This is a genomic window from Xenorhabdus sp. PB62.4, assembly GCF_014467285.1.
Taxonomy (GTDB): Bacteria; Pseudomonadota; Gammaproteobacteria; order Enterobacterales; family Enterobacteriaceae; genus Xenorhabdus.
This window is the reverse complement of record NZ_NKHR01000033.1, coordinates 1-24,824: the sequence shown is the minus strand read 5'-3', so window position 1 is coordinate 24,824 and position 24,824 is coordinate 1. Positions and strand designations below refer to the sequence as shown.

The 24,824-nt window shown below is 44.1% G+C and carries 43 protein-coding genes and 1 pseudogene; 6 read left to right on the top strand and 38 right to left on the bottom strand.

What is annotated here, in order from left to right:
• Positions 1 to 235 (top strand): hypothetical protein (locus Xenpb_RS19715; protein ID WP_222943034.1); only part of this gene is annotated, 235 nt, incomplete at its 5' end.
• A 114-nt stretch (positions 236 to 349) separates the two neighbouring features.
• Entirely contained in the window at positions 350 to 904 is a 555-nt protein-coding gene (locus Xenpb_RS17665) for a gamma carbonic anhydrase family protein (protein WP_187655489.1), read from the top strand.
• Here Xenpb_RS17665 and Xenpb_RS17660 read toward each other — a convergent pair.
• From Xenpb_RS17660 to dprA, 5 genes are read right to left on the bottom strand one after another with little or no spacing between them, the layout of a single operon-like run.
• Positions 871 to 1,140 carry a DUF1488 domain-containing protein gene (locus Xenpb_RS17660; RefSeq protein ID WP_187655488.1) on the bottom strand — a complete coding sequence of 90 codons (270 nt, stop codon included), beginning with the start codon at positions 1,138 to 1,140 and terminating at the stop codon, positions 871 to 873. The genes Xenpb_RS17665 and Xenpb_RS17660 overlap by 34 nt on opposite strands.
• Positions 1,137 to 1,955, bottom strand: coding sequence for a shikimate dehydrogenase (gene aroE / locus Xenpb_RS17655; RefSeq protein WP_187655487.1), 819 nt, complete (start codon positions 1,953 to 1,955; stop codon positions 1,137 to 1,139). The genes Xenpb_RS17660 and aroE overlap by 4 nt, the downstream gene beginning before the upstream one ends.
• Before the next feature lie 5 nt (positions 1,956 to 1,960).
• The gene (gene tsaC / locus Xenpb_RS17650; protein WP_187655486.1) at positions 1,961 to 2,530 is read right to left on the bottom strand and encodes an L-threonylcarbamoyladenylate synthase type 1 TsaC; all 570 of its coding nucleotides are present in this window, start codon (positions 2,528 to 2,530) and stop codon (positions 1,961 to 1,963) included.
• Entirely contained in the window at positions 2,523 to 3,083 is a 561-nt protein-coding gene (locus Xenpb_RS17645) for a type I DNA topoisomerase (protein ID WP_187655485.1), read from the bottom strand. Before Xenpb_RS17645 ends, tsaC begins: the two co-directional genes overlap by 8 nt.
• Before the next feature lie 58 nt (positions 3,084 to 3,141).
• Entirely contained in the window at positions 3,142 to 4,230 is a 1,089-nt protein-coding gene (gene dprA / locus Xenpb_RS17640) for a DNA-protecting protein DprA (RefSeq protein ID WP_187655484.1), read from the bottom strand.
• Positions 4,231 to 4,361: 131 nt separating this feature from the next.
• On the opposite strand from dprA, the gene def reads away from it, so the two are divergent.
• The 4 genes from def (at position 4,362) to trkA (ending at position 8,731) form a co-directional block, all read left to right on the top strand.
• Positions 4,362 to 4,874, top strand: coding sequence for a peptide deformylase (def, locus tag Xenpb_RS17635; RefSeq protein ID WP_099112797.1), 513 nt, complete (start codon positions 4,362 to 4,364; stop codon positions 4,872 to 4,874).
• A gap of 24 nt (positions 4,875 to 4,898) precedes the next feature.
• The gene (fmt, locus tag Xenpb_RS17630; RefSeq protein ID WP_187655483.1) at positions 4,899 to 5,885 is read left to right on the top strand and encodes a methionyl-tRNA formyltransferase; all 987 of its coding nucleotides are present in this window, start codon (positions 4,899 to 4,901) and stop codon (positions 5,883 to 5,885) included.
• Between the two features lie 82 nt (positions 5,886 to 5,967).
• Positions 5,968 to 7,260, top strand: a complete 1,293-nt coding sequence (gene rsmB, locus Xenpb_RS17625; RefSeq protein WP_187655482.1) for a 16S rRNA (cytosine(967)-C(5))-methyltransferase RsmB — start codon at positions 5,968 to 5,970, stop codon at positions 7,258 to 7,260.
• A gap of 94 nt (positions 7,261 to 7,354) precedes the next feature.
• Positions 7,355 to 8,731 carry a Trk system potassium transporter TrkA gene (gene trkA / locus Xenpb_RS17620; RefSeq protein ID WP_187655481.1) on the top strand — a complete coding sequence of 459 codons (1,377 nt, stop codon included), beginning with the start codon at positions 7,355 to 7,357 and terminating at the stop codon, positions 8,729 to 8,731.
• A 46-nt stretch (positions 8,732 to 8,777) separates the two neighbouring features.
• Here trkA and Xenpb_RS17615 read toward each other — a convergent pair whose 3' ends face one another.
• The 33 genes and pseudogenes from Xenpb_RS17615 to tuf all read right to left on the bottom strand — a co-directional run.
• Complete coding sequence (locus Xenpb_RS17615) at positions 8,778 to 8,978, bottom strand: alternative ribosome-rescue factor A (RefSeq protein WP_099112793.1); 201 nt, start codon at positions 8,976 to 8,978, stop codon at positions 8,778 to 8,780.
• Positions 8,979 to 9,086: 108 nt separating this feature from the next.
• The gene (zntR, locus tag Xenpb_RS17610) at positions 9,087 to 9,500 is read right to left on the bottom strand and encodes a Zn(2+)-responsive transcriptional regulator (RefSeq protein ID WP_187655480.1); all 414 of its coding nucleotides are present in this window, start codon (positions 9,498 to 9,500) and stop codon (positions 9,087 to 9,089) included.
• 177 nt (positions 9,501 to 9,677) lie between these two features.
• Complete coding sequence (gene rplQ, locus Xenpb_RS17605; protein ID WP_047961667.1) at positions 9,678 to 10,070, bottom strand: 50S ribosomal protein L17; 393 nt, start codon at positions 10,068 to 10,070, stop codon at positions 9,678 to 9,680.
• A 40-nt stretch (positions 10,071 to 10,110) separates the two neighbouring features.
• On the bottom strand, positions 10,111 to 11,100 hold the full coding sequence (gene rpoA, locus Xenpb_RS17600) for a DNA-directed RNA polymerase subunit alpha (protein ID WP_038269634.1): 990 nt from the start codon (positions 11,098 to 11,100) through the stop codon (positions 10,111 to 10,113).
• Positions 11,101 to 11,125: 25 nt separating this feature from the next.
• Positions 11,126 to 11,746 carry a 30S ribosomal protein S4 gene (gene rpsD, locus Xenpb_RS17595; protein ID WP_045960135.1) on the bottom strand — a complete coding sequence of 207 codons (621 nt, stop codon included), beginning with the start codon at positions 11,744 to 11,746 and terminating at the stop codon, positions 11,126 to 11,128.
• A 35-nt stretch (positions 11,747 to 11,781) separates the two neighbouring features.
• A complete protein-coding gene (gene rpsK, locus Xenpb_RS17590) occupies positions 11,782 to 12,171 on the bottom strand; it encodes a 30S ribosomal protein S11 (protein ID WP_002919257.1) in 390 nt (129 codons plus the stop codon).
• Between the two features lie 15 nt (positions 12,172 to 12,186).
• Entirely contained in the window at positions 12,187 to 12,543 is a 357-nt protein-coding gene (gene rpsM, locus Xenpb_RS17585) for a 30S ribosomal protein S13 (protein WP_038240472.1), read from the bottom strand.
• A 148-nt stretch (positions 12,544 to 12,691) separates the two neighbouring features.
• Entirely contained in the window at positions 12,692 to 12,808 is a 117-nt protein-coding gene (gene rpmJ, locus Xenpb_RS17580; protein WP_012768118.1) for a 50S ribosomal protein L36, read from the bottom strand.
• A gap of 32 nt (positions 12,809 to 12,840) precedes the next feature.
• The gene (secY, locus tag Xenpb_RS17575) at positions 12,841 to 14,172 is read right to left on the bottom strand and encodes a preprotein translocase subunit SecY (protein ID WP_086113931.1); all 1,332 of its coding nucleotides are present in this window, start codon (positions 14,170 to 14,172) and stop codon (positions 12,841 to 12,843) included.
• A 7-nt stretch (positions 14,173 to 14,179) separates the two neighbouring features.
• The gene (gene rplO, locus Xenpb_RS17570; RefSeq protein WP_187655479.1) at positions 14,180 to 14,614 is read right to left on the bottom strand and encodes a 50S ribosomal protein L15; all 435 of its coding nucleotides are present in this window, start codon (positions 14,612 to 14,614) and stop codon (positions 14,180 to 14,182) included.
• A 3-nt stretch (positions 14,615 to 14,617) separates the two neighbouring features.
• Positions 14,618 to 14,797 (bottom strand): 50S ribosomal protein L30, encoded by a 180-nt coding sequence (rpmD, locus tag Xenpb_RS17565; protein WP_008913894.1) that lies wholly within the window; start codon positions 14,795 to 14,797, stop codon positions 14,618 to 14,620.
• A gap of 5 nt (positions 14,798 to 14,802) precedes the next feature.
• Entirely contained in the window at positions 14,803 to 15,303 is a 501-nt protein-coding gene (rpsE, locus tag Xenpb_RS17560) for a 30S ribosomal protein S5 (RefSeq protein ID WP_047961671.1), read from the bottom strand.
• A gap of 14 nt (positions 15,304 to 15,317) precedes the next feature.
• Positions 15,318 to 15,671: a 50S ribosomal protein L18 gene (gene rplR / locus Xenpb_RS17555; protein WP_038240476.1), complete on the bottom strand. Its 354-nt coding sequence runs from the start codon at positions 15,669 to 15,671 to the stop codon at positions 15,318 to 15,320.
• A 9-nt stretch (positions 15,672 to 15,680) separates the two neighbouring features.
• On the bottom strand, positions 15,681 to 16,214 hold the full coding sequence (gene rplF, locus Xenpb_RS17550) for a 50S ribosomal protein L6 (RefSeq protein WP_099112790.1): 534 nt from the start codon (positions 16,212 to 16,214) through the stop codon (positions 15,681 to 15,683).
• A gap of 14 nt (positions 16,215 to 16,228) precedes the next feature.
• Positions 16,229 to 16,621, bottom strand: a complete 393-nt coding sequence (gene rpsH / locus Xenpb_RS17545) for a 30S ribosomal protein S8 (RefSeq protein ID WP_038240479.1) — start codon at positions 16,619 to 16,621, stop codon at positions 16,229 to 16,231.
• Between the two features lie 33 nt (positions 16,622 to 16,654).
• On the bottom strand, positions 16,655 to 16,960 hold the full coding sequence (gene rpsN / locus Xenpb_RS17540) for a 30S ribosomal protein S14 (protein ID WP_010847489.1): 306 nt from the start codon (positions 16,958 to 16,960) through the stop codon (positions 16,655 to 16,657).
• Positions 16,961 to 16,972: 12 nt separating this feature from the next.
• Entirely contained in the window at positions 16,973 to 17,512 is a 540-nt protein-coding gene (rplE, locus tag Xenpb_RS17535) for a 50S ribosomal protein L5 (protein ID WP_045968052.1), read from the bottom strand.
• A 13-nt stretch (positions 17,513 to 17,525) separates the two neighbouring features.
• Positions 17,526 to 17,840, bottom strand: a complete 315-nt coding sequence (rplX, locus tag Xenpb_RS17530) for a 50S ribosomal protein L24 (RefSeq protein ID WP_099112789.1) — start codon at positions 17,838 to 17,840, stop codon at positions 17,526 to 17,528.
• Positions 17,841 to 17,850: 10 nt separating this feature from the next.
• A complete protein-coding gene (rplN, locus tag Xenpb_RS17525) occupies positions 17,851 to 18,222 on the bottom strand; it encodes a 50S ribosomal protein L14 (protein ID WP_004246955.1) in 372 nt (123 codons plus the stop codon).
• Between the two features lie 173 nt (positions 18,223 to 18,395).
• Complete coding sequence (rpsQ, locus tag Xenpb_RS17520; RefSeq protein ID WP_010847485.1) at positions 18,396 to 18,650, bottom strand: 30S ribosomal protein S17; 255 nt, start codon at positions 18,648 to 18,650, stop codon at positions 18,396 to 18,398.
• Positions 18,650 to 18,841 carry a 50S ribosomal protein L29 gene (gene rpmC / locus Xenpb_RS17515; protein WP_010847484.1) on the bottom strand — a complete coding sequence of 64 codons (192 nt, stop codon included), beginning with the start codon at positions 18,839 to 18,841 and terminating at the stop codon, positions 18,650 to 18,652. The genes rpsQ and rpmC overlap by 1 nt, the downstream gene beginning before the upstream one ends.
• Complete coding sequence (gene rplP, locus Xenpb_RS17510; RefSeq protein WP_012990491.1) at positions 18,841 to 19,251, bottom strand: 50S ribosomal protein L16; 411 nt, start codon at positions 19,249 to 19,251, stop codon at positions 18,841 to 18,843. The genes rpmC and rplP overlap by 1 nt, the downstream gene beginning before the upstream one ends.
• A 12-nt stretch (positions 19,252 to 19,263) precedes the next feature.
• A complete protein-coding gene (gene rpsC, locus Xenpb_RS17505) occupies positions 19,264 to 19,965 on the bottom strand; it encodes a 30S ribosomal protein S3 (protein WP_069317333.1) in 702 nt (233 codons plus the stop codon).
• A gap of 17 nt (positions 19,966 to 19,982) precedes the next feature.
• Positions 19,983 to 20,315, bottom strand: a complete 333-nt coding sequence (rplV, locus tag Xenpb_RS17500; protein ID WP_010847481.1) for a 50S ribosomal protein L22 — start codon at positions 20,313 to 20,315, stop codon at positions 19,983 to 19,985.
• Positions 20,316 to 20,329: 14 nt separating this feature from the next.
• Positions 20,330 to 20,608 carry a 30S ribosomal protein S19 gene (gene rpsS / locus Xenpb_RS17495; protein WP_011148791.1) on the bottom strand — a complete coding sequence of 93 codons (279 nt, stop codon included), beginning with the start codon at positions 20,606 to 20,608 and terminating at the stop codon, positions 20,330 to 20,332.
• 14 nt (positions 20,609 to 20,622) lie between these two features.
• A complete protein-coding gene (rplB, locus tag Xenpb_RS17490) occupies positions 20,623 to 21,447 on the bottom strand; it encodes a 50S ribosomal protein L2 (protein WP_086113940.1) in 825 nt (274 codons plus the stop codon).
• Between the two features lie 19 nt (positions 21,448 to 21,466).
• Positions 21,467 to 21,769 carry a 50S ribosomal protein L23 gene (gene rplW, locus Xenpb_RS17485; protein WP_038269605.1) on the bottom strand — a complete coding sequence of 101 codons (303 nt, stop codon included), beginning with the start codon at positions 21,767 to 21,769 and terminating at the stop codon, positions 21,467 to 21,469.
• The gene (gene rplD / locus Xenpb_RS17480) at positions 21,766 to 22,371 is read right to left on the bottom strand and encodes a 50S ribosomal protein L4 (RefSeq protein ID WP_045968043.1); all 606 of its coding nucleotides are present in this window, start codon (positions 22,369 to 22,371) and stop codon (positions 21,766 to 21,768) included. The genes rplW and rplD overlap by 4 nt, the downstream gene beginning before the upstream one ends.
• A gap of 16 nt (positions 22,372 to 22,387) precedes the next feature.
• Entirely contained in the window at positions 22,388 to 23,020 is a 633-nt protein-coding gene (gene rplC / locus Xenpb_RS17475) for a 50S ribosomal protein L3 (protein WP_187655478.1), read from the bottom strand.
• 32 nt (positions 23,021 to 23,052) lie between these two features.
• Positions 23,053 to 23,364, bottom strand: a complete 312-nt coding sequence (gene rpsJ / locus Xenpb_RS17470; protein WP_001181005.1) for a 30S ribosomal protein S10 — start codon at positions 23,362 to 23,364, stop codon at positions 23,053 to 23,055.
• Between the two features lie 305 nt (positions 23,365 to 23,669).
• Positions 23,670 to 24,146 (bottom strand): bacterioferritin, encoded by a 477-nt coding sequence (gene bfr / locus Xenpb_RS17465; protein ID WP_187655477.1) that lies wholly within the window; start codon positions 24,144 to 24,146, stop codon positions 23,670 to 23,672.
• A gap of 76 nt (positions 24,147 to 24,222) precedes the next feature.
• A complete protein-coding gene (bfd, locus tag Xenpb_RS17460) occupies positions 24,223 to 24,417 on the bottom strand; it encodes a bacterioferritin-associated ferredoxin (protein WP_099112785.1) in 195 nt (64 codons plus the stop codon).
• Between the two features lie 249 nt (positions 24,418 to 24,666).
• Positions 24,667 to 24,824 (bottom strand): annotated as a pseudogene (tuf, locus tag Xenpb_RS17455) (elongation factor Tu); the annotation flags it as partial.

Sequence of the window (24,824 nt, the reverse complement as noted above, 5' to 3'; positions counted from 1 at the left end):
GATTAATTTGTTAAAGAGCGTGGCAACCGGGAAAATCCTTCCGGGTTGCGAGGCTGCGTATCTTACGCTTTTCGCCTCCGGAGTCAAGCGTTTATTTTCGCTGCCCTCCGACTTTCCTCAGCGGCTTTTTTCAGCTCAGCGTCGGTCAGTGGTGGCGCATTATAGGGAGTTTTACGGCGCTGACAATAGTTTTTTTGAATTTTATTTTCAATCGAGTGTTTTTCGCTCTTTTTGACATAAAAACCACTCAATTAGTCTAAGATTAAAACAAATTTTTTGATTGCGTGGTGATATTTTCCTCAATAACATTTCTACTAATTGTTATTCGTTCTTACTGTTGAGGTCTTTTATGTACACTGTTTTGCGTCAATACTTAAATTTCTATCCTCAAATTGGTCAAAAAGTTCTTTTAGATCCTTCGTCTGTTGTGATTGGAGATGTCAGATTGGCAGATGATGTAAGTATCTGGCCTCTGGTAGTTATCCGTGGAGATGTGAATTATGTCTCCATTGGTTCTCGCACAAGTATTCAAGATGGCTCTGTTTTACACGTAACTCACAAATCTAATGATAACCCTAATGGTTACCCACTAATAATTGGAGAAGATGTCACTGTGGGCCATAAAGCAATGCTGCATGGTTGTAAGATAGGAAATCGAGTATTAGTTGGTATGGGGACTATTGTGCTTGATGGTGCCATTATTGAAGATGATGTAATCATCGGAGCTGGCAGCCTAATTCCCCCAGGAAAAAGGCTAGAAAGCGGATATCTGTACGTAGGTAGCCCGGCCAAACAAGTGAGAAAACTCAAACCTGAAGAATTAGAAGAGTTGCTTTATTCTGCTAATAATTACGCCAACTGGAAAGACAATTATTTAGCGGAACAATCTGAAAGCAAAGAATAACACCCAAACTGATCATCATGCCCACTCAAAATAACCGTTTCAAACTCCTCTTCTAGATCCCAGCGGTGTTGACGAAACAGAACGAGTGGGTGATGAGCTTTACCATAACGCGCAATAATCTCATCGGCATTAATCACACATTCCACCAGCAAACCATCTACCATTGCTGGAAATATCACTTTATTCCCGCTCTCATCCCATTCTTCACGATCAGGAAATTGAATTGATTGATTCATGAGTGTAATTCTCGCCTTAAAGTAGTTAAAACAGGTTCTATTTCAGGAAATATCCCATGCCACAATTCAAAAGCGTGCGCAGCTTGCCCCACCAACATTCCCAAACCATCAGCTAAACGTGAAGCTCCATTTTGATGAGCAAAACTGAGGAAAGGTGTTAATCCATACTGATAATACATGTCATAACAAACGCTATTGTTTTGAAAAAGTAACGGTGATACCGCAGGAATCTCTCCATCAAGGCCGGAAGCCGTTGCATTAATGATGATATCAAAGTCTGGAGAAATAAGTGTTTCCATCTCAATAGCCCGGATATCACCTAATAGAGAAAATTTATTCGCAATTAGTTGAGCCCGCTCAAAAGTACGATTAGTGATAGTGACGGGGGACCCCAATGAGAGCAAAGGAGAGATTACCCCCTTCGCAGCCCCACCCGCACCAATAATCAAGATCCTTTGCCCCTGGGAAATGAAGTTGAGCCGCTGTAGATCCACCAGTAACCCAATCCCATCAGTATTATCACCAAGAAGTTGGTTTCTGCCGACCAATTTTAATGTATTGACAGCACCACTAATCCTTGCCCGCTCAGTCAACTCATCTGAACATTGGTAAGCTCTTTCTTTGAAAGGGATGGTGATATTAGCTCCCAAACCACCTTGTGCAAAAAAATGCGTTAAAGTTTGTTCAAAGCTTTCTATTGGAGCAAATATTTTCCCATATTGATGCTCAATGCCAGTCTGTTCAGCAAACAATCGATGAATATAAGGGGATTTACTATGTTCAATTGGGTTACCAAAAACAGCGAATTTATCCATTATTTTTACCCTTGCCGATATAATTTACCCGTTAAAGCGTCTCTGATTTCTGATGGATTTTTACGCCCCCCTACTTCTCCTTCCAAAATCGGGACACGATTCCCAAATTGCTGGCGCACTTCTTCCACACTCCGGCATGGTTCTAGTCCGCTTAGATTAGCGCTGGTCGACACAAGTGGTTTTTCATAACCAGAACATAATTGCTTAACCAAAGGATGGGTAGTGACTCGAACCGCCAACGTTGAAAACTTACCTGTTAACCATTTTGGTGTTGTTTTTTTCGCTGGTATAACCCATGTAACAGGACCAGGCCAAGAGGAAAATATGGTTTCCTTTTGTATATCGCTCAATTGCTCATCGTCAATATAAGGACATAGCCGCTCATAATTATCAGCAATAAGAATTAGGCCTTTTTCCCAAGACCGGTTTTTCAACGCTAAAAGCTCTTGTACTGCGTTCTCACTATCGGGATCACACCCTAATCCAAAAACAGCCTCTGTTGGATAGGCAACGACTTTTTCTTCTTTTAAGGCCGTGATAATTGCATCAAATGCTGGTGAGATTTCGTTACTCATTTTCTTTCTCAATTTCATTGAATTGTTGTTTACTACACAATTTACTGGCACAAAATAATTTTATGCCTTGGGAAGTGCGTTTTTCCATTAACAATGGATAGTGGCAAAACATACATTCTCCCGGCACAGGTTTATTGTTAAGCGCAAATTGGCAATCGGGATAACGACTACAGGAATGAAATGTTTTTCCAAAACGAGATTTACGCTGAAATAACTTTCCTTGTTGGCATTGAGGACAAGTAATTGATGTATCGTCTGGTTTATCAATCAATTCTATATGCTCACATTCAGGATAGTGACTACAACCAATAAACATGCCATAACGTCCTTGCCGTAAGACCAAAGTAAAACCACATGCTGGACAGGTCTGTCCATCCAATTCTTTTACAATGTGCCCATCACCTTGTGATTTCAAAGGACGAAGATAATTGCAGGATGGGTAACCAGAACACGCATAAAATAGGCCATGTGATCCATTACGGATGACTAACTCAGCACCACACTCAGGACAGTATTCTGTTTCTTTTATAGCAAAGGGAACTTTCTTAGACATATTTCACTCGCTAAATACCAGCCATCATAACGTTGGAAAAAAATACAAATTAAATAGATTAATTGGTTCGGACATATCCACCAGCAACAACGGCAACTTTTCCCATAAGCTCTAGATCCAATAACTTGGTCATGACTTCTGTAATAGGAAGGGAAGAACGCTGAGCAATCACATCAATAGGTGTAACATCGTTACCTACGTTAACCAGCACATCCGCAAATGGCAACTCTGTTTGTGCAAATTGTTCACTATCCTTTTCTTCCACTTTTCCTTCAAAGTTAATCCATTGAAACGACGAATTAATATGTTCCATTATATCCATCACACTTGTTGCCAGATAAGCCCCTTGCTTAATTAACCAATGGTTGCCCTCATTTGAAGGAGTACCTAGCGGGCCGGGTAAAGCAAAAATATCCCTCCCTTGTTCAAGAGCACAGCGTGCCGTAATTAATGATCCACTGTTTTTATGAGCCTCCACAATAAGAAGAGCCAAACTCAATCCACTAATAATCCGATTTCGTCTTGGAAAATTTTTGGCTTTGGGCGGCGTATCAGGAAAAAATTCAGAGACCAATGCGCCATTTTCTTTAATACGATGAGCCAGAGCCTGATGACGAGTGGGGTAAATATTGTTAAGCCCACTACCAAGTACAGCAATAGTTTTTCCACCTGAATCTAATGTTGCCTGATGGCAAATACCATCAATACCAATCGCCAAGCCACTAGTTATGATCAGATTGTTTCTAGCTAATTCACCAGCAAAGGCCTTGCCCCATTTTTCACCATAGAAAGTTGCTGTTCTGCTGCCAACCATGGAAATTTGTTTTTGGGACAGGAGCGATACATCACCCGTGACAAAAAGTACAAGAGGTGGTGAATGTATCTGTTTTAATAAAGGAGGATATCCAGGGTGAGAGAAAGTCAATAAATGGTTATTCGGTTGTTCTAACCAATTGAAAGCCGATATCAGTGTGGCAGAGTTAGCCTTCATAAATTGCAAACATTGCGTAGGTGACAAACCACATTCTTTAAGAAAAGTAGTGCTGCAATTCTTCGCGTGTAACAGGCGATCCATAATGAACACTGCCTTTGCTGCTGAAAGATGAGAGACCATTTTCATTCGCAACCACATTTCCATTGCTTCCATATCGTCATCCTGACCTGATTGAAGGTAACTTCCGCATGATTATTTTATGTCCAATACTGTCAATCTAAACGGGAAATGTCTAGAATAGGCAGCAATTATTACTCACTTTTTGGATGCAGTTCTAAACACATATGTCAGTTTTACAAGTATTACATTATCCAGACGAACGACTTCGCACAATTGCAAAGCCAGTAGAAAAAGTCGATGCAGAAATCCAACGTATCATTGATGATATGTTCGAAACGATGTATGCAGAAGAAGGTATTGGTTTAGCGGCAACCCAAGTCGATATTCATCAAAGAATTATTGTCATTGATGTCTCTGAGGATCGTGAGCAACGCCTTGTTCTTATTAATCCAGAGTTAGTTGATGAGTCTGGTGAAACAGGTATAGAAGAAGGTTGCCTATCAGTTCCTGAACAGCGTGGATTTGTACCACGTTTTGAGAAAGTAAGAATTAAGGCTTTAGATTATAACGGCCAGGCATTTGAATTAGAAGCAGATGGTCTGTTGGCAATTTGTATTCAACATGAAATGGATCACTTAGTCGGTAAACTTTTTGTCGATTATCTTTCCCCATTGAAACGCCAACGCATCCGTCAGAAAGTTGAAAAAATTGACCGTCTGAGAGCCAAAAGCAAATAAATTTTATCATTGCAGGAAATAACAGTGTCTGATTCTTTACGTATTATTTTTGCCGGAACCCCTGATTTCGCGGCCCGCCATTTGACTGCTTTATTAAGCTCTCAACATCAAGTTGTTGGAGTACTCACTCGACCAGATAAACCGGCAGGAAGAGGTAAGAAACTGACACCAAGTCCTGTAAAGGTATTGGCTGAAGAACATGGTATTCCTGTTTTCCAGCCAACAACCTTACGTACAGAAGAAAGCCAGCAATGGGTCATAGAACAGCAAGCAGATATTATGATCGTTGTTGCATATGGGCTGATTCTTCCCCAAACCGTATTAGATATTCCTCGCTTGGGGTGTCTGAATGTTCACGGTTCATTGTTACCTAGCTGGCGTGGAGCAGCTCCTATCCAACGCTCAATTTGGGCAGGAGACCAAGAAACTGGTGTGACGATCATGCAAATGGATGCCGGGCTTGATACTGGTGATATGCTGTTGAAAGCCATTTGCCCAATTAAAAATGAAGATACTAGTGCCAGCTTATATGAAAAACTTGCCAATATTGGTCCAGAAGCGTTACTCGATACCTTAAATTTAATCACGTCGGGAAAATGCCAGCCTGAAGCTCAAGATAGCTCTCTTGCGACATACGCCGAAAAACTGAGCAAAGATGAAGCAAAAGTGAACTGGAATTTATCAGCAATCCAGCTTGAACGTTGTATTCGTGCTTTCAACCCTTGGCCAATGAGCTTCTTCTTAATAGATGATCACCCCATTAAGATCTGGCAAGCAGATGTCATCGCAGAGCAAACTATCCAAACCCCTGGAACAATTATCAGCGCAGATAAAACTATCCAAACCCCTGGAACAATTATCAGCGCAGATAAAAAAGGCATCCAAATTGCGACTGCCGATGGAATACTAAATATCATTCAGTTGCAGCCGCCTGGTAAAAAAGCAATGTCCGCTGCCGATCTCTTAAATTCCAAACGTGAATGGTTTACACCAGGCAATAAAATCAACTAATACTAATTTGCCTGTATGCTCTTAGCATACAGGCTTCTTCCTATTTTAGGATGCTGACGACAGCCAGCTTTTTAACCATACCATGAAAAATACATACAACCTGCGAAGCATCGCTGCAAAAGCGATCACCCAAGTACTTGAGCAAGGGCAATCTCTCAGCACCGTTGTACCTGAAATGCAACAAAGAATTTCTGAGAAAGATAAGGCTCTACTACAAGAACTCTGCTTTGGAGTTATGAGGGTATTACCTCAACTTGAATGGCTTATTAACCAATTAATGGCAAAACCATTAAAAGGAAAACAACGTATTTTCCACTACTTAATCATGGTTGGAATTTATCAGCTTATTTATACACGCATTCCTGCACATGCTGCACTTGCCGAAACCGTCAATGGTGCGATTAACTTAAAACGACCGCAACTAAAAGGGTTAATCAATGGCGTCCTTCGCCAATTTCAGCGCCAACAACAAGAATTAATCGAACGAGCAAATAATCATATCAGCCAATATTTACACCCTAAGTGGCTGTTAGAACGTATACAAAAAGCTTATCCACACAATTGGCAAAATATAGTGGATACCAACAACCAAAAACCTCCAATGTGGTTACGGGTGAACCAACTCCATCATACGGCTAATAAATATCTCGCTCTATTAGAAGAGGCAAATATAGAAGCAGAATTGGATAAAGACCATCCTAATGCTATTCGCTTACTAAGCCCTTGTCCTGTAAATACCCTACCTGGATTTGATAAAGGGTGGGTAACTATTCAGGATCGTTCTGCTCAAGGGTGTGCCGAGCTTTTAACTCCATGTAACGAAGAATCTATACTCGATCTTTGTGCGGCTCCCGGAGGAAAAACCACTCATATCCTCGAGATAGCGCCAAAATCAAAAGTACTAGCTATCGATATTGACGAGCAAAGAATTAAGCGGGTGAATGAAAATTTACAGAGACTTAATTTACATGCCGTCGTAAAAACCGGTGATGGTCGTCTTCCACATGAGTGGGCTACAGGTGAACAATTTGATCGTATTCTCCTTGATGCACCGTGCTCGGCAACTGGGGTTATTCGCCGTCATCCCGACATAAAATGGCTACGCAGAGATGAAGATATTGAGCAATTAGCCACATTACAATCTGAAATTCTTGATGCTATCTGGCCATATTTAAAGAAAAATGGCACCTTAGTTTATGCTACCTGCTCAATTTTACCTCAGGAAAATAGTGAGCAAATTAAAGCATTTTTGAAACGTCATTCAGATGCTGCGTTATCATCAGAAACAGGCACACAGGAAAAACCAGGAACACAAATCATTCCAGAAATAACAGGTGGTGACGGTTTCTTTTATGCTCGGCTAACTAAGCAGTAACACTTTTCTCTCGTTCTATTGGAACGAGAGAGTTTTGCCATTTTGCTAAGATATCAAAAATAGGAAAACAGCTTCTAATCAAGAAGAGAGTGCTATGAAGATAATTATTCTAGGTGCAGGCCAAGTTGGCGGAACATTAGCCGAAAACTTGGTTGATGAAAACAATGATATTACTATCGTTGATACCGATACAGATCGTTTACGTCAGTTGCAGGATAAATTTGATCTGAGGGTTGTAAATGGTCATGGTTCTCATCCTAGAGTATTAAGAGAAGCAGGGGCTGAAGATGCTGATATGTTGGTCGCGGTGACAAATTCCGATGAAACCAATATGATTGCATGCCAGATTGCTTACTCTCTATTTAATACCCCCAATAAAGTCGCTAGAATACGCTCATCAGAGTATATCCGTGAATCAGAAAAATTATTCCAACCTGACCATATTCCAATTGATTATCTGATATCTCCTGAGCAACTGGTCATTGATTACATTTATAAACTGATCCAATACCCTGGCGCATTGCAAGTTGTTAATTTCGCGGAAGGCCGAGTCAGCATTGTTGCAGTCAAAGCCTATTATGGAGGCTCGTTAGTAGGAAATGCTTTATCTTCACTTCGGGAGCATATGCCACATATTGACAGCAAAGTTGCTGCAATATTCCGCCAAGACCGTCCAATTAGGCCACAAGGTTCGACAATTATTGAAGCAGGAGATGAAGTTTTTTTCGTTGCCGCATCGCAACATATCAGAGCTGTAATGAGTGAATTACAACGTCTTGAAAAACCATATAAACGCATAATGATCGTTGGTGGAGGCAATGTTGGTGCAGGCTTAGCCTTACGGCTTGAAAAAGATTATAGCGTCAAACTAATTGAGCATAACCAAGAAAGAGCAACAGAACTTGCAGAATTACTACATGATACCATCGTGTTCTATGGAGATGCTTCTGATCAAGAATTGCTAGCTGAAGAGCATATTGAACAAGTTGATGTTTTTATCGCATTAACAAATGATGATGAAGCCAACATTATGTCAGCGATGCTTGCAAAACGAATGGGAGCGAAAAAAGCGATGGTTCTCATTCAACGCAGTGCATATGTTGATTTAGTACAAGGTGGAGTCATTGATATTGCCATCTCACCTCAACAGGCAACAGTTTCAGCATTGCTTGGTCATGTTCGTAAAGCCGATATTGTGAGCGTATTTTCATTAAGGCGTGGTGTTGCTGAAGCTATCGAAGCCATTGCTCATGGTGATGAGCATACATCAAAAGTTGTTGGGCGCAAGATAGGTGATATTAAACTGCCACCAGGAACAACAATTGGTGCTATTGTCCGCAATGAAGAAGTTATTATTGCTAATGATTACAGTGTCATTCAGCAAGGTGACCATGTAATCATGTTTATTACTGATAAAAAATTCGTTCCTGAAGTGGAAAAACTTTTCCAGCCAAGCCCTTTCTTCCTTTAAAAACACCTACCTCAGCTTTATTAAATGGGTATCGTCATTTAATAAATTAGAAGGCCAATGATAACAACTTGAAAAAATTATTATCATTGGCCTCCCAACCACTATTTTTACCGTGTTTTGCTTTACGATTATAACTTCCTTTACCTTTTTTGTTTTTTTCTACTCTCTGTCTAAATAAGGGATCATGCAGTAAGGCTTCTATAGCATTATCTTTGATCACACCTTTTTTATGGTGATAAGTTGTCATAATGACCTCTAAGAAAAGTTAATTTAAGAAATTCTTAATTAATTGAAATAATTATTTGATTAAAAACAAGGCAATTGTACTCTTAGTATTCGGAATAATAAAGAAAAATTATTTATTCGTTGCACCCTCTTCCAAAATTTCCAATATAGAACAATATGTACTCACATGTGCACTACCACAACACGCATCACTTAACATTTTCAGAGAATCGCGCATTTTTTGCATTTCTAATAATTTTTCTTCAACTTCCTGTAGCCTTGAATCAACGATATGTTTCGATTCCTGACATGTGTGATGCTCAGGATCCACCCGAATAGATAATAATTCTACAATCGCTTCTAACGTGAAACCCAATTGTTTTGCATAACGGATAAAACGTAATCTCTGTAGATCTTGTTTTGTATAAAGCCTATAACCACCCTCTGTTCTTTCTCCATGAAGCATCAGTCCCTGTTTTTCATAAAAACGGATAGTGTCTGGTGTAACACCTGCTAATTTAGCCAACTGACCAATACGATACATAAGAGATATTCCCATCAAATAGAAAGTAGGAATAATTTTATCAGAATAGTCTAAGAGATCACCTACACAGAGAGGATTTGCAGGTTATTTGATAAGAAACAAGATAATAATGATTGGAAGAGAATTAACGAGCAATAAAAAACCGGGATAATACCCGGTTTTTTACGCTTCTACAGATTACTCTGCAGATGCTGTTTCTGTCTGAGACTCAGCTGCGCGGTCAACAAGCTCGATGTATGCCATCGGTGCATTGTCACCAGCACGGAAGCCACACTTCAGAATACGAGTGTAACCACCTGCGCGGCTCGCAAAACGCGGGCCCAGTTCATTAAACAGTTTTGCCACGATCTCGTTGTCACGAGTACGGGCGAATGCCAGACGACGATTAGCTACGTTGTCGGTCTTGGCAAGAGTAATCAGCGGCTCAACGACGCGACGCAGTTCTTTCGCTTTAGGCAGAGTCGTCTTGATGATTTCATGACGAACCAAAGAACCTGCCATGTTACGGAACATAGCTTGGCGATGGCTGCTGTTGCGGTTCAATTGACGACCACTCTTACGATGGCGCATGACCTTATCCTTCTCAGTAAAACCTTAACCTGTGATCTAGTTATTCATCAGCAATACTTGCTGGTGGCCAGTTTTCCAGACGCATGCCCAGAGAAAGCCCACGCGAAGCCAGTACGTCTTTAATCTCAGTAAGAGATTTTTTACCCAGGTTAGGTGTTTTAAGTAACTCAACCTCGGTACGCTGTACCAGATCACCGATGTAGTGGATAGCTTCTGCTTTAAGGCAGTTAGCAGAGCGGACAGTCAATTCCAGATCGTCAACAGGGCGCAGCAGGATCGGATCAAACTCTGGCTTCTCTTCTTTAACTTCTGGTTGACGTACGTCACGTAAGTCAACGAAAGCTTCCAGTTGCTCAGCCAGAATGGTAGCTGCACGGCGAATCGCTTCTTCAGGATCGATTGTACCGTTAGTCTCCATCTCGATAACCAGCTTATCCAGGTCAGTACGCTGTTCTACACGAGCTGCTTCAACATTGTAGGCGATACGCTCTACTGGGCTATAGCAAGCATCTACTAACAAACGACCGATAGGGCGCTCATCTTCTTCCGAATGAATTCGGGCAGAAGCCGGCACATAACCACGACCGCGCTGAACTTTAATACGCATACTAATGGAAGCGCTTTCATCAGTCAGATGGCAGATTACGTGCTGCGGCTTGACGATTTCGACATCACCATCATGGATGATGTCGGCTGCAGTCACAGGGCCAATGCCAGATTTATTCAAGGTAAGGATAACTTCATCTTTACCCTGAACTTTCACCGCCAGCCCTTTCAGATTGAGGAGAATCTCCAGGATATCTTCCTGTACACCTTCTTTGGTGCTGTACTCATGCAGTACACCATCAATCTCAACCTCAGTCACCGCACAACCCGGCATAGACGAAAGCAGAATACGGCGCAGTGCGTTGCCAAGAGTATGGCCAAAGCCACGCTCTAATGGCTCAAGGGTCACCTTGGCGTGCGTCGAACTGACTTGCTCGATATCTACCAGGCGCGGTTTTAGAAACTCTGTCACAGAACCCTGCATTGTGTCCTCTCTTTGGTGCTAAGCTTTACTTAGAGTAAAGCTCGACGATCAGGTGTTCGTTAATGTCAGCGGATAGATCAGTACGTTCAGGAATACGTTTGAACACACCTTCCATCTTCGCAGCATCAACTTCCAACCAAGTTGGTTTCTCACGCTGCTCAGCCAGCTCTAAGGCTGCTTTAATGCGAGCCTGCTTTTTCGCTTTTTCACGAACGCTGACTACGTCATTCGGGGATACCTGATAAGAAGCGATGTTAACAACGCGACCATTTACCATGATAGCCTTGTGGCTTACCATCTGACGTGATTCAGCACGAGTCGCGCCAAAACCCATACGATAAACGACGTTATCCAAGCGACTTTCCAGCAAATTCAGCAGGTTTTCACCTGTGTTGCCTTTCAGACGGGTCGCTTCTTTATAGTAGTTACGGAATTGACGTTCCAGAACACCGTAAATACGACGAACTTTTTGTTTTTCACGTAACTGTACACCATAGTCAGACAGACGCGGTTTACGTGCGCCGTGCTGGCCTGGTGCCTGTTCTAATTTACACTTGGTGTCAATCGCGCGAACGCCAGACTTCAGGAAAAGGTCTGTACCCTCGCGACGGCTCAGCTTGAGCTTAGGACCCAAATATCTTGCCATTTTCTTTCTCCAACAATCCTAAAAACGAAGACGCATTAAACGCGACGTTTTTTCGGTGGACGACAACCGTTATGAGGGATCGGAGTCACATCAGTAATATTAGTGATGCGGAAACCAGCCGCGTTTAATGCGCGGATAGTTGACTCACGGCCAGGACCAGGTCCTTTAACCATAACTTCCAGGTTCTTAATTCCGTATTCTTTTACTGCTTCGGCACAGCGCTCTGCTGCAACCTGAGCCGCAAACGGAGTAGATTTACGAGAACCACGGAAACCGGAACCACCAGCAGTTGCCCAACCCAATGCGTTACCCTGACGATCAGTAATAGTAACGATGGTGTTGTTGAAAGAAGCATGGATATGAGCCACACCGTCAGAGACTTGTTTTCTTACACGCTTACGTGCACGAATAGGTGCTTTTGCCATTATTCAATACCCCGATTATTTCTTGATCGGTTTACGCGGACCCTTACGGGTACGTGCATTGGTCTTAGTACGCTGACCGCGAACTGGCAGACCACGACGATGACGCAAACCACGATAGCAACCAAGATCCATCAGACGTTTGATACTCAGGGTCACTTCACGACGCAAATCACCTTCTACAACGTATTTAGCAACTTCGTCACGCAGCTTGTCAATTTGCTCTTCAGACAGCTCACTGATCTTAACATTTTCAGCAATGCCCGCTGCTGCACAAATTGCTTGTGAGCGGGTTTTACCGATGCCGTAGATCGAGGTTAACGCGATTACGGTATGTTTCTGATCAGGAATGTTAATGCCTGCTATACGGGCCACTATGCACTCCTACAATATTTATTCACTGCAACATCATTCTGAAAAGCCCGTTTTCAGGATACTCAAACAATGTTGCTGTCAGATAAAAAAGATTGGCTGGCTAATTTAGCCAGCTCAACCCAACTTTGCAAGAAAAATATGCGATTAATTAGCCTTGGCGCTGTTTGTGCTTAGGCTCTGCACTGCAAATCACACGAACGATACCGTTACGTTTAACGATTTTGCAGTTGCGGCATAATTTCTTGACGGAAGCACGAACTTTCATTTTTACTCTCCGTAACTTCTCAAGCAAACCTATTAGCGGTTATACCCTTTCAGGTTTGCCTTCTTCAATGCAGACTCATACTGACTCGACATCATTAGAGTTTGCACTTGAGCCATAAAGTCCATGATGACGACAACTACAATCAGTAGGGAAGTACCACCAAAATAGAATGGAACTTTCATTGCATCACGCATGAACTCCGGGATTAAGCAGATAAAAGTAATATATAACGCACCAACTAGGGTTAAACGAGTCATTACTTTATCGATGTACTTAGCCGTTTGCTCTCCCGGACGAATTCCTGGTACAAATGCACCGGACTTCTTCAGGTTATCTGCTGTTTCTCTTGGATTGAATACCAAAGCCGTGTAGAAGAAACAGAAGAAGATGATTGCAGACGCGTATAATAACACATAAAGCGGTTGACCTGGCTGCAAATACATAGAAATAGTCGTCAACCAGTTCCAGCCTGTTCCACCACCAAACCAAGAGGCTATGGTACCAGGGAACAAAATAATACTGGAAGCAAAAATTGCAGGGATAACCCCAGCCATATTCACTTTCAACGGTAAATGTGTACTTTGTGCCGCGAAAACTTTACGACCTTGTTGACGTTTAGCATAGTTAACAACGATACGACGTTGACCACGCTCCATGAAAACAACAAAGAAAGTTACGGCAAACACTAATACTGCAACCAACAGCAACAGGAGGAAGTGCAAGTCGCCTTGCCGAGCTTGCTCGATGGTGTGACCAATCGCAGGCGGTAAACCCGCAACGATACCAGCAAAGATTATGATCGAAATACCGTTACCGATACCTCGTTCAGTAATCTGCTCACCCAGCCACATCAAGAACATGGTTCCCGTGACCAGACTTACAACAGCCGTGAAATAGAACGCAAAACCAGGATTAATCACTAAGCCTTGCATTCCAGGCATATTCGGCAACCCAGTAGCAATACCGATTGACTGGAATATTGCCAGCACTAATGTGCCATAACGGGTGTACTGACTGATCTTACGACGACCAGCTTCCCCTTCCTTCTTAATCTCTGCTAAACGGGGGTTAACCACAGTTAGCAACTGGATAATAATAGACGCCGAAATATATGGCATTATACCCAGTGCAAAGATAGAAGCACGGCTTAAAGCACCACCAGAGAACATGTTAAACATTTCAATGATGGTGCCTCTTTGCTGCTCGAGCAATTTGGCAAGCACAGTGGCATCAATACCAGGGATTGGAATAAAAGAGCCAATACGGAAAACAATTAGAGCTCCAATGACAAACAAAAGTCTGCGTTTTAACTCGCCTAATCCGCCTTTGGCACTTTGAAAATCTAATCCTGGTTGTTTAGCCATCTGTTACTTATTCCTCAATTTTACCGCCAGCAGCTTCAATCGCAGCGCGGGCGCCTTTAGTAACACGCAAGCCACGCACAGTTACTGCGCGATTGACTTCGCCAGAAAGCATTACTTTAGCGAATTCAATTTGAGGGCCAATGATGTTAGCAGCTTTCAGTGCATTCAGATCGATAATATCGCCTTCAACACGAGCAAAATCAGACAGACGAATCTCTGCAGTGATCATTGCCTTACGTGAAGTAAAACCAAATTTTGGCAGACGACGATACAGAGGCATCTGGCCGCCTTCAAAACCACGACGAACGCCACCGCCAGAACGAGACTTCTGACCTTTGTGACCACGGCCGCCGGTTTTACCCAGACCAGAACCAATACCACGACCTACACGTTTAGGTGCGTGCTTGGCACCTTCAGCCGGAGACAGAGTATTTAAGCGCATCTGTTACTCCTCAACTTTAACCATATAGGAAACCAAGTTGACCATACCGCGAACAGCAGGTGTATCTTCACGTTCAACTGTATGACCAATGCGACGCAGGCCTAAACCAGTCAGAGTTGCCTTGTGTTTAGGCAAACGACCAATTGAACTGCGAACCTGAGTGATTTTAATAGTCTTAGCCATGGTCATTACCCCTGAATTTCTTCGACGGATTTGCCACGCTTAGCTGCGACCATTTCTGGAGACTTCATGCTGTCTAATGCATCCAGAGTTGCACGAACCACGTTGATTGGGTTAGTGGAACCATAGGTTTTAGCCAGTACGTTACGAACCCCAGCCACTTCCAGAACAGCACGCATCGCACCACCGGCGATGATACCTGTACCTTCATGTGCAGGCTGCATGAACACGCGAGAACCGGTGTGTGAGCCTTTCACTGGGTGGTACAGAGTGCCGCCGTTAAGTGCGACGTTTTTCATATTGCGACGAGCTTTTTCCATCGCTTTCTGGATCGCTGCCGGAACTTCGCGTGCTTTGCCGTAGCCAAAACCAACGCGACCGTTACCATCACCAACTACAGTCAGTGCTGTAAAGCTGAAAATGCGGCCACCTTTAACGGTTTTAGATACGCGGTTTACCGCGATCAGCTTTTCCTGCAGTTCGCCAGCTTGTTTTTCGATGTGAGCCATCTTACACCTCTACCTTAGAACTGAAGGCCAGCTTCACGGGCAGCATCTGCCAGTGCCTGGACTCTACCATGATATTGGAAACCAGAACGGTCAAAGGACACATCTTTGATGCCTTTTTCCAGAGCACGTTCAGCAACAATTTTACCAACTAATGCTGCGGCTTCTTTGTTTCCAGTAAATTTCAGTTGTTCACTGATAGCTTTTTCTGTTGTAGAAGCGGCCACCAGAGTTTCAGAACCATTTGGTGCGATAACCTGCGCATAAATATGGCGAGGGGTACGGTGTACCACCAGGCGAGTTGCACCCAGTTCCTGGAGCTTGCGGCGTGCGCGGGTCGCACGACGGATACGAGCTGCTTTCTTATCCATAGTGTTACCTTACTTCTTCTTAGCCTCTTTGGTACGCACGACTTCATCGGCGTAACGAACACCCTTGCCTTTATATGGCTCAGGACGACGATAGGCACGCAGATCTGCCGCAACCTGACCAATCACCTGCTTATCAGCACCTTTCAGTACGATTTCAGTTTGTGATGGGCATTCCGCAGTTATGCCTGCTGGTAGTTGATGCTCGACCGGATGCGAGAAGCCTAAAGACAAGCTAACTGCATTGCCTTTAACTGCTGCACGGTAACCAACACCCACCAGTTGGAGTTTCTTAGTGAAACCTTCGTTAACACCAATAACCATTGCATTCAGCAAAGAACGAGTAGTACCCGCCTGTGCCCAAGCATCAGCGAAACCTTCGCGAGGTGCGAAAGTCAGTTGGTTATCCGCATGTTTAACTTCAACTGCGTTGTGGATTGTACGACTTAGCTCGCCGTTTTTACCCTTAATCGAAATAACCTGACCGTTGAGTTTAACCTCTACGCCGGCAGGAATGACGACGGGTGCTTTTGCAACACGAGACATTCTTTCCTCCCGAATTAAGCTACGTAGCAGAGAATCTCGCCACCCAGACCAGCCTGGCGAGCTGCACGATCAGTCATTACACCTTTAGAGGTAGAAACAACAGCGATACCCAAACCAGCCATAACTTGTGGCAGCTCATCTTTTTTCTTATAGATGCGCAGACTTGGGCGGCTTACACGCTGAATACTTTCTACAACAGCCTTACCTTGGAAATATTTCAGTGTTATTTCCAGTTCTGGCTTGGTGTCGCCTTCGATTTTAAAATCTTCAATGTAACCTTCTTCCTTCAGCACTTTGGCAATTGCCACTTTCAGCTTGGAGGAAGGCATGGTGACCGCAACTTTATTCGCGGCCTGACCGTTACGGATACGGGTCAGCATATCCGCGATCGGATCTTGCATGCTCATCTGTCTTTACTCCCGTGATTCAATTGGTGACAATTACCAGCTAGCCTTTTTAAGGCCCGGGATTTCACCGCGCATAGCGGCTTCACGGACTTTAATACGGCTCAACCCAAACTTCCGCAAGAATGCATGCGGACGCCCAGTTTGACGGCAGCGGTTACGCTGACGGCAAGGGCTGGAATCACGTGGCAGTGTTTGCAGCTTGAGAACAGCATTCCAACGGTCTTCATCAGATGCGTTTACATCAGAGATGATCGCTTTCAGCTCAACGCGTTTTGCGAAGAATTTCTCAGCTAATTTCGCACGTTTTACATCACGTGCTTTCATTGATTGCTTAGCCATGAGTACCCTGCCTTACTTGCGGAACGGGAAGTTAAACGCAGCCAACAGTGCGCGGCCTTCATCATCAGATTTCGCAGTAGTGGTGATAGTAATATCCAAACCACGTACACGATCCACTTTATCGTAATCGATTTCAGGGAAGATGATTTGCTCACGAACACCCATGCTGTAGTTACCACGTCCATCAAATGATTTAGCGGACAAACCACGGAAGTCACGGATACGTGGTACAGCAATAGAAATCAGGCGCTCAAAGAACTCCCACATGCGTTTTCCACGCAGGGTTACTTTACAGCCGATTGGATAGCCCTGACGGATTTTGAAGCCTGCAACTGACTTGCGAGCTTTGGTGATCAATGGTTTTTGACCAGAGATTGCTGCCAAATCAGCTGCTGCGTTATCCAGCAGTTTTTTGTCAGCGATTGCTTCACCAACACCCATGTTCAGGGTGATCTTCTCGACCCGAGGGACTTGCATGACAGAATGGTAACCAAACTGAGTCATCAGTTTCTGGACTACCTCGTCTTTGTAGTAATCATGCAGTTTCGCCATCGTATACTCCAAATTACTTGATAGTTTCGCTATTAGACTTGAAGAAACGGACTTTTTTGCCGTCTTCGAATCTAAAACCTACACGGTCAGCCTTGCCGGTTGCTGCGTTAAAGATTGCAACGTTAGAAACATTAATTGCTGCTTCTTTTTCAACGATGCCACCTGGTTGATTCAGAGCCGGAACTGGCTTCTGATGTTTTTTAACCAGGTTGATACCTTCAACAATGACTTTACCAGAAGAAAGAACCTGTTTTACTTTACCGCGCTTACCTTTGTCTTTACCGGTCAGCACGATAATTTCGTCATCACGACGGATTTTCGCTGCCATTGTCTGCTCCTTAGAGTACTTCAGGTGCCAGAGAGATAATTTTCATGAACTTTTCATTACGAAGTTCACGAGTTACCGGCCCAAAAATACGCGTACCGATAACTTGCTCACTATTGTTGTTCAACAATACGCAAGCGTTGCTATCGAAGCGAATGACAGAACCGTCCGGGCGACGAACACCCTTCTTGGTGCGCACCACTACCGCTTTCAGGACATCACCTTTTTTCACTTTACCACGAGGAATTGCTTCCTTGATAGTGATCTTGATGATATCACCGACGTCTGCGTAGCGACGGTGCGAGCCACCTAGAACCTTGATACACATTACGCGACGTGCACCGGAGTTGTCGGCCACGTTCAGCATAGTCTGTTCTTGGATCATTTTAGTGCTCCGCTAAATGTCAACTACTACTGAGCCACTTTATTTTTAAAGAGGCCGTTTCAATATCCCATACTACGAGGGCGCGGCATTATAACACCACATCTTCGCGATGGACAGAAAAATAAACGGCCCTGTTTTTCTGAGCCGTTTATTTCGTACGATACAGCGATCTATTATAGAACCGCTTTCTCTACAACGCGAACTAAGGTCCAAGATTTAGTCTTAGACAGTGGACGGGTTTCGCGGATTTCCACTACATCACCAATTCCACATTCATTGTTCTCGTCATGTACGTGCAGTTTGGTCGTACGTTTGATGAATTTACCATACAGAGGGTGTTTCACCTTACGTTCAATAGCAACAACAATGGATTTTTCCATTTTGTCGCTAACAACACGACCTTGCAGAGTACGGATTTTATCGGTCATTACGCACCCGCCTTCTCAGTCAGTAAAGTCTTAACGCGTGCAATATTACGACGCACTTGTTTCAACAGGTGAGACTGTTGCAGCTGGCCACTCGCCGCCTGCATACGCAGATTAAATTGTTCGCGTAACAGGTTCAGCAGCTCAGTGTTCAGCTCTTCAACGCTTTTTTCGCGCAGCTCTTGTGCTTTCATTACATCACCGTCTTAGTTACAAAGGTGGTTTTGATAGGCAGTTTCGCTGCTGCCAGCTTGAATGCTTCACGAGCCAGCTCTTCAGGTACACCGTCCATTTCATACAGGACTTTACCGGGCTGGATCAAGGCAACCCAGTATTCTACGTTACCTTTACCTTTACCCATACGCACTTCGAGTGGCTTTTCGGTGATAGGTTTGTCTGGGAACACACGGATCCAGATTTTACCTTGACGCTTAATTGCACGGGTCATAGCACGACGTGCCGCTTCGATCTGACGAGCAGTCAGACGACCACGGCCCACAGCTTTCAGACCGAAAGTGCCGAAGCTAACATCCGCACCTGCAGCCAGACCGCGGTTACGGCCTTTGTGCACTTTACGGAATTTCGTACGCTTTGGTTGTAACATCAGCGACTCTCCTTACTTGCGGCCTTTACGCTGCTGCTTTTTAGGTTGAGCAGCCGGTTTTTCCGCCTGTTCAACTGCAGCCATACCACCCAGGATCTCACCTTTGAAGATCCATACCTTAACGCCGATTACACCATAAGTGGTGTGCGCTTCAGAAGTATTGTAGTCGATGTCCGCACGCAGAGTATGCAGAGGTACACGACCTTCACGATACCATTCAGTACGCGCGATTTCAGCACCGCCCAGACGGCCGCTTACTTCCACTTTGATACCTTTAGCGCCCAGACGCATTGCGTTCTGTACAGCACGCTTCATAGCACGACGGAACATAACACGACGTTCCAGCTGTGAGCTGATGCTGTCAGCAACCAATTTTGCGTCCAGTTCAGGTTTACGCACTTCGGCAATATTAATCTGCGCAGGAACGCCAGCGATATCCGCTACAGCCTTACGCAGTTTTTCAACGTCTTCACCTTTTTTACCGATTACAATGCCTGGACGAGCAGTGTGAATGGTCACACGGATGCTTTTCGCAGGACGTTCGATAACGATACGTGAAATAGATGCTTTAGCCAGTTCTTTGTTCAAGTACTGGCGAACTTTAAAGTCGCTGTCTAGGTTGTCAGCGAATTCTTTAGTATTCGCATACCAGGTAGAGTTCCAAGGTTTGACAATCCCCAGACGAATACCATTAGGATGTACTTTCTGACCCATTGCTAGTCTCCAGAGTCTCAGCGATCGGACACAACCACAGTAATGTGGCTGGTGCGCTTCAGGATACGATCTGCGCGGCCTTTGGCACGAGGCATAATACGCTTCATAGTTGGGCCTTCGTCTACGAAAATTTTCGTGACTTTCAGATCATCGATGTCAGCGCCATCGTTGTGTTCTGCGTTAGCAATAGCAGACTCAAGTACTTTCTTCACTAAACCAGCAGCTTTCTTGTTGGTATAGGTCAGAGTTTCCAGAGCTTGCGACACTTTCTTACCGCGGATCAGGTCAGCCACAAGGCGAACCTTCTGAGCAGAAGAACGAGCGTGGCGATGTTTAGCGATAGTTTCCATCTCTTCCTCCTACCTTAGCGCTTTTTGGCCTTTTTATCGGCCGCATGGCCGCGATAAGTACGGGTCGGCGCGAATTCACCCAGTTTGTGACCAACCATTTCGTCGGAAACAAAAACTGGAACATGCTGACGACCATTATGGACAGCGATGGTCAAACCGATCATGTTAGGAAAGATCGTTGAACGACGGGACCAAGTCTTAATAGGCTTTTTGTCTCCGCTTTCCACCGCTTTCTCTACCTTCTTCAGCAAGTGCAGGTCAATAAATGGACCTTTCTTGAGAGAACGTGGCATGGCTTATCCTCTAATTATTTTTTAGAACGGCGACGTACGATGTATTGATCAGTACGTTTGTTGCTACGGGTCTTCTTACCTTTGGTCTGGATGCCCCATGGAGTTACAGGGTGTTTACCAAAGTTACGACCTTCACCACCACCATGTGGATGGTCTACTGGGTTCATCGCCGTACCGCGAACGGTAGGACGGATACCACGCCAGCGGCTTGCACCAGCTTTACCCAGAACGCGCAGCATATGTTCTGCGTTACCAACTTCACCTAAAGTAGCACGGCAGTCAGACAGCACTTTACGCATTTCACCAGAACGCAGACGCAGGGTTACATAAGAACCGTCACGTGCAACGATCTGAGCATAAGCACCTGCTGAACGAGCCAGCTGGCCACCTTTACCTGGTTTCATTTCTATGTTGTGAACAGTAGAACCAACCGGGATGTTGCGCATTGGCAGAGCGTTACCCGCCTTGATTGCTGAATCAGCACCAGACTGGATCTGGTCACCTGCTTTCAGGCCCTTAGGCGCAAGGATGTAACGACGCTCACCGTCTTTATACAGAACCAGTGCGATGTTTGCTGAGCGGTTTGGATCATATTCCAGACGCTCAACAACAGCAGGGATACCGTCTTTGTTACGTTTGAAGTCAATCAGACGATAATGCTGTTTATGGCCACCACCGATGTGACGAGTGGTAATACGACCATTGTTGTTACGGCCACCAGTTTTGTTGTTTTTTTCCAACAACGGAGCATAAGGCTTACCCTTATGCAGCTCAGGGTTAACCACTTTAACAACGTGGCGACGGCCCGGAGACGTAGGTTTACATTTAACAATTGCCATTGTTCTTTACTCCTCCGACTTACTCAGCGCCGCCAACGAAGTCCAAATTCTGGCCTTCTTTCAGGGTGACGTAAGCTTTTTTCCAGTCGCTACGACGACCAATACGCTGACCGTGGCGTTTAACTTTACCTTTAACCAGCAAAGTGTTTACACCTTCAACTTCAACTTCAAACAGTTTCTGTACGGCAGCTTTGATCTCTGCTTTAGTCGCGTCTTTCGCAACTTTGAGAACGATGGTGTTGCTTTTTTCCATCGCTGTAGAAGCTTTTTCAGATACGTGCGGCGCGCGCAGTACTTTCAGCAGACGTTCTTCACGGATCATGCCAGCATCTCCTCAACTTGCTTCACAGCTTCAGCAGTCATAACCACTTTGTCGAAGGCAATCAGGCTTACTGGATCGATACCTGCTGCATCACGAACGTCAACCTTATACAGGTTACGAGCTGCTAAGAACAGGTTCTCATCAACTTCGCCAGTGACGATCAGCACGTCTTCCAGAGCCATTTCTTTCAGTTTCTGTACCAGCAACTTAGTTTTAGGTGCTTCAACAGAGAACTTCTCGACAACGATCAGACGATCTTGACGTACCAGTTCAGACAGGATGCTTTTCAGAGCACCGCGGTACATCTTTTTATTAACTTTTTGACTGTGGTCCTGTGGCTTCGCTGCGAAAGTTACACCACCAGAGCGCCAAATTGGGCTCTTAATAGAACCAGAACGCGCACGGCCAGTGCCTTTCTGACGCCATGGTTTTTTACCTGAACCAGAAACTTCAGCACGAGTTTTCTGAGCACGAGTACCTTGACGAGCACCAGCTGCATACGCAACAACTACTTGATGCACAAGCGCTTCATTGAAATCACGCCCGAAGGTAGTTTCGGAAACAGTCAGCGCGCTTTGCGCGTCTTTCATTACCAATTCCATTCCTATCTCCTCGACGTTACGCCTTGACAGCCGGTTTTACGATCAGGTTACTGTTCGTTGCACCTGGAACAGCACCTTTGACCAGCAGCAGGTTACGCTCAGCGTCAACACGTACTACATCTAGGCTCTGAACGGTTACACGCTCATTACCCAGTTGGCCTGCCATTTTCTTGCCTTTAAATACCTTGCCCGGAGTCTGGTTCTGACCGATAGAACCCGGAACACGGTGAGACAGGGAGTTACCATGGGTAGCATCCTGAGTACGGAAGTTCCAGCGTTTAACAGTACCCGCGAAACCTTTACCTTTAGATGTACCAGTAACGTCGACTTTTTTAACGTCAGCGAAAATTTCAACGCTAATGCTTTGACCTAAAGTGAACTCTGCGTCGCCTTCTGACAGACGGAATTCACGCAGGATGCGACCAGCTTCAACGCCAGCTTTAGCGAAATGACCTGCTTCAGATTTATTAACGCGGTTAGCTTTTTTGCTACCAGTCGTTACCTGAATTGCACGATAACCGTCAGTCTCGTTGCTTTTAACTTGAGTAACACGGTTATCTTCGATTTCGATAACAGTTACAGGGATTGAAACGCCATCTTCTGTGAAGACACGAGTCATACCCACTTTTTTACCGACTAAACCAATCATTGTTTCAACCTCTCAATCGTTCAATGACCTGATTAACCCAGGCTGATCTGCACGTCTACACCGGCAGCCAGATCCAGACGCATCAGAGCATCAACGGTTTTCTCGGTTGGCTCAACGATGTCAACCAGACGTTTGTGAGTGCGAATTTCGTACTGATCACGCGCATCTTTGTTAACGTGCGGAGAAATCAGAACGGTAAAACGCTCTTTACGAGTCGGCAGCGGGATCGGACCACGAACCTGCGCACCAGTGCGCTTAGCGGTCTCTACGATTTCCGCAGTTGATTGATCGATCAAACGATGATCAAATGCTTTCAGGCGGATACGGATTCTTTGGTTCTGCATGAGACCAGAGCTCCAACTATTTTATAAACGTAAATAATTACTCCTCGCACCCATTTCGATTGATGGGGGAGTGTAATCGTTCAATGTGTAACTCCCATATCGGGAGTATTTTAAATGGCGGTAATTCACCGCTCATTACTGATAAAATCAGTCCTACTACGTAGGTAAGCTCGCGCATTATACGTGAATTTACTCACAAAGCAAGATTAAGGATGAAATCTATTCAAAAAATATACATCGGAAGGGGAAAAAAGGAAAAGCGCCCTATATACAGTAAATTATAGTCATAGGGCGGCAAATTATAGCTATTCTTCTTCAGCAAGCTGAGATTGAATGTAATTTTGTATGCCAATTCTAGATATGAGTTCAAGTTGAGTTTCCAGCCAGTCTATATGATTTTCTTCATCCGTAAGTATCTCTATCATCAAGTCCCGGCTGACATAATCATGAACTGAATCAGCATATGCGATTGCTTCTCTCAGATCTTTTGTACCACGTAATTCTAATTCCAGATCAGAACGTAGCATCTCTTCTACATCTTCACCTATATTGAGTTTGCCCAAATCTTGTAGATTTGGTATCCCCTCCAGAAAGAGAATACGCTCGATAAGCTTATCTGCGTGCTTCATCTCATCAATAGATTCGTGGTACTCAACGTTATTTAATCGCACCAATCCCCAATTTTTAAACATTCGGGCATGTAAAAAATACTGATTAATAGCGACAAGCTCATTACCAAGAAGTTTGTTCAAATGTGCAATTATTTTTTTATCACCTTTCATAACAATTTCCTCCGCTTCCAGTAACTATAGTGTAGTACTCGTTTAGCAGAGTAATTGCAAGAAAATTGGATCTATTTTAAGCAACATTATTTATTGGGGGCAGGAGGGCAATCTCCTCATTTATGATTTCACGTGCCTGACGTATGCATTTTCCGCAATCACTTCCTACAGGAACAAAGTCCCTCAGCTCTCTGATAGAACGAACATGTTGCTGATGAACAGCGTTGCGTATGGTTTTATCACTTATTGCATTACAGAGACAGACATACATGGAAGCACTCTTCTAGCTATTTACATTACACTCTTGATAACTATTTAGGTCAGATAAAATAGCCACACTTAAAGTTGGTCACGTTTATAAAACAAACGATACCAGAGCATAGTAAATAGAAATAAATCTCATTTCAATTATTGTTTTTGTTCTGCCTTGAGATAAAACAAAGCCACCAATTATGGTGGCTAAAAATAGAAAAGAGGAGCCAAGGCCCCTCTTTCGTTATAATCTTTTGATAATCAAAGATTAAGCAATAACTTTAGCAACAACACCAGCGCCTACAGTACGGCCGCCTTCACGGATTGCGAAACGCAGACCTTCGTCCATTGCGATTGGCGCAATCAGGTTAACTACCATGTTGATGTTGTCACCTGGCATTACCATCTCTACGCCTTCTGGCAGTT

What these genes read in the sequence shown, in the direction of transcription:
- Xenpb_RS17665 (WP_187655489.1), top strand. Translation starts at nt 350, where the DNA reads ATGTACACTGTTTTGCGTCAATACTTAAATTTCTATCCTCAAATTGGT.
- Xenpb_RS17660 (WP_187655488.1), bottom strand. Translation starts at nt 1,140, where the DNA reads ATGAATCAATCAATTCAATTTCCTGATCGTGAAGAATGGGATGAGAGC.
- aroE (WP_187655487.1), bottom strand. Translation starts at nt 1,955, where the DNA reads ATGGATAAATTCGCTGTTTTTGGTAACCCAATTGAACATAGTAAATCC.
- tsaC (WP_187655486.1), bottom strand. Translation starts at nt 2,530, where the DNA reads ATGAGTAACGAAATCTCACCAGCATTTGATGCAATTATCACGGCCTTA.
- Xenpb_RS17645 (WP_187655485.1), bottom strand. Translation starts at nt 3,083, where the DNA reads ATGTCTAAGAAAGTTCCCTTTGCTATAAAAGAAACAGAATACTGTCCT.
- dprA (WP_187655484.1), bottom strand. Translation starts at nt 4,230, where the DNA reads ATGGAAGCAATGGAAATGTGGTTGCGAATGAAAATGGTCTCTCATCTT.
- def (WP_099112797.1), top strand. Translation starts at nt 4,362, where the DNA reads ATGTCAGTTTTACAAGTATTACATTATCCAGACGAACGACTTCGCACA.
- rsmB (WP_187655482.1), top strand. Translation starts at nt 5,968, where the DNA reads ATGAAAAATACATACAACCTGCGAAGCATCGCTGCAAAAGCGATCACC.
- trkA (WP_187655481.1), top strand. Translation starts at nt 7,355, where the DNA reads ATGAAGATAATTATTCTAGGTGCAGGCCAAGTTGGCGGAACATTAGCC.
- Xenpb_RS17615 (WP_099112793.1), bottom strand. Translation starts at nt 8,978, where the DNA reads ATGACAACTTATCACCATAAAAAAGGTGTGATCAAAGATAATGCTATA.
- zntR (WP_187655480.1), bottom strand. Translation starts at nt 9,500, where the DNA reads ATGTATCGTATTGGTCAGTTGGCTAAATTAGCAGGTGTTACACCAGAC.
- rplQ (WP_047961667.1), bottom strand. Translation starts at nt 10,070, where the DNA reads ATGCGCCATCGTAAGAGTGGTCGTCAATTGAACCGCAACAGCAGCCAT.
- rpoA (WP_038269634.1), bottom strand. Translation starts at nt 11,100, where the DNA reads ATGCAGGGTTCTGTGACAGAGTTTCTAAAACCGCGCCTGGTAGATATC.
- rpsD (WP_045960135.1), bottom strand. Translation starts at nt 11,746, where the DNA reads ATGGCAAGATATTTGGGTCCTAAGCTCAAGCTGAGCCGTCGCGAGGGT.
- rpsK (WP_002919257.1), bottom strand. Translation starts at nt 12,171, where the DNA reads ATGGCAAAAGCACCTATTCGTGCACGTAAGCGTGTAAGAAAACAAGTC.
- rpmJ (WP_012768118.1), bottom strand. Translation starts at nt 12,808, where the DNA reads ATGAAAGTTCGTGCTTCCGTCAAGAAATTATGCCGCAACTGCAAAATC.
- secY (WP_086113931.1), bottom strand. Translation starts at nt 14,172, where the DNA reads ATGGCTAAACAACCAGGATTAGATTTTCAAAGTGCCAAAGGCGGATTA.
- rplO (WP_187655479.1), bottom strand. Translation starts at nt 14,614, where the DNA reads ATGCGCTTAAATACTCTGTCTCCGGCTGAAGGTGCCAAGCACGCACCT.
- rpmD (WP_008913894.1), bottom strand. Translation starts at nt 14,797, where the DNA reads ATGGCTAAGACTATTAAAATCACTCAGGTTCGCAGTTCAATTGGTCGT.
- rpsE (WP_047961671.1), bottom strand. Translation starts at nt 15,303, where the DNA reads ATGGCTCACATCGAAAAACAAGCTGGCGAACTGCAGGAAAAGCTGATC.
- rplR (WP_038240476.1), bottom strand. Translation starts at nt 15,671, where the DNA reads ATGGATAAGAAAGCAGCTCGTATCCGTCGTGCGACCCGCGCACGCCGC.
- rplF (WP_099112790.1), bottom strand. Translation starts at nt 16,214, where the DNA reads ATGTCTCGTGTTGCAAAAGCACCCGTCGTCATTCCTGCCGGCGTAGAG.
- rpsH (WP_038240479.1), bottom strand. Translation starts at nt 16,621, where the DNA reads ATGAGCATGCAAGATCCGATCGCGGATATGCTGACCCGTATCCGTAAC.
- rpsN (WP_010847489.1), bottom strand. Translation starts at nt 16,960, where the DNA reads ATGGCTAAGCAATCAATGAAAGCACGTGATGTAAAACGTGCGAAATTA.
- rplE (WP_045968052.1), bottom strand. Translation starts at nt 17,512, where the DNA reads ATGGCGAAACTGCATGATTACTACAAAGACGAGGTAGTCCAGAAACTG.
- rplX (WP_099112789.1), bottom strand. Translation starts at nt 17,840, where the DNA reads ATGGCAGCGAAAATCCGTCGTGATGACGAAATTATCGTGCTGACCGGT.
- rplN (WP_004246955.1), bottom strand. Translation starts at nt 18,222, where the DNA reads ATGATCCAAGAACAGACTATGCTGAACGTGGCCGACAACTCCGGTGCA.
- rpsQ (WP_010847485.1), bottom strand. Translation starts at nt 18,650, where the DNA reads ATGACCGATAAAATCCGTACTCTGCAAGGTCGTGTTGTTAGCGACAAA.
- rpmC (WP_010847484.1), bottom strand. Translation starts at nt 18,841, where the DNA reads ATGAAAGCACAAGAGCTGCGCGAAAAAAGCGTTGAAGAGCTGAACACT.
- rplP (WP_012990491.1), bottom strand. Translation starts at nt 19,251, where the DNA reads ATGTTACAACCAAAGCGTACGAAATTCCGTAAAGTGCACAAAGGCCGT.
- rpsC (WP_069317333.1), bottom strand. Translation starts at nt 19,965, where the DNA reads ATGGGTCAGAAAGTACATCCTAATGGTATTCGTCTGGGGATTGTCAAA.
- rplV (WP_010847481.1), bottom strand. Translation starts at nt 20,315, where the DNA reads ATGGAAACTATCGCTAAACATCGCCACGCTCGTTCTTCTGCTCAGAAG.
- rpsS (WP_011148791.1), bottom strand. Translation starts at nt 20,608, where the DNA reads ATGCCACGTTCTCTCAAGAAAGGTCCATTTATTGACCTGCACTTGCTG.
- rplB (WP_086113940.1), bottom strand. Translation starts at nt 21,447, where the DNA reads ATGGCAATTGTTAAATGTAAACCTACGTCTCCGGGCCGTCGCCACGTT.
- rplW (WP_038269605.1), bottom strand. Translation starts at nt 21,769, where the DNA reads ATGATCCGTGAAGAACGTCTGCTGAAAGTACTGCGCGCGCCGCACGTA.
- rplD (WP_045968043.1), bottom strand. Translation starts at nt 22,371, where the DNA reads ATGGAATTGGTAATGAAAGACGCGCAAAGCGCGCTGACTGTTTCCGAA.
- rplC (WP_187655478.1), bottom strand. Translation starts at nt 23,020, where the DNA reads ATGATTGGTTTAGTCGGTAAAAAAGTGGGTATGACTCGTGTCTTCACA.
- rpsJ (WP_001181005.1), bottom strand. Translation starts at nt 23,364, where the DNA reads ATGCAGAACCAAAGAATCCGTATCCGCCTGAAAGCATTTGATCATCGT.
- bfr (WP_187655477.1), bottom strand. Translation starts at nt 24,146, where the DNA reads ATGAAAGGTGATAAAAAAATAATTGCACATTTGAACAAACTTCTTGGT.
- bfd (WP_099112785.1), bottom strand. Translation starts at nt 24,417, where the DNA reads ATGTATGTCTGTCTCTGTAATGCAATAAGTGATAAAACCATACGCAAC.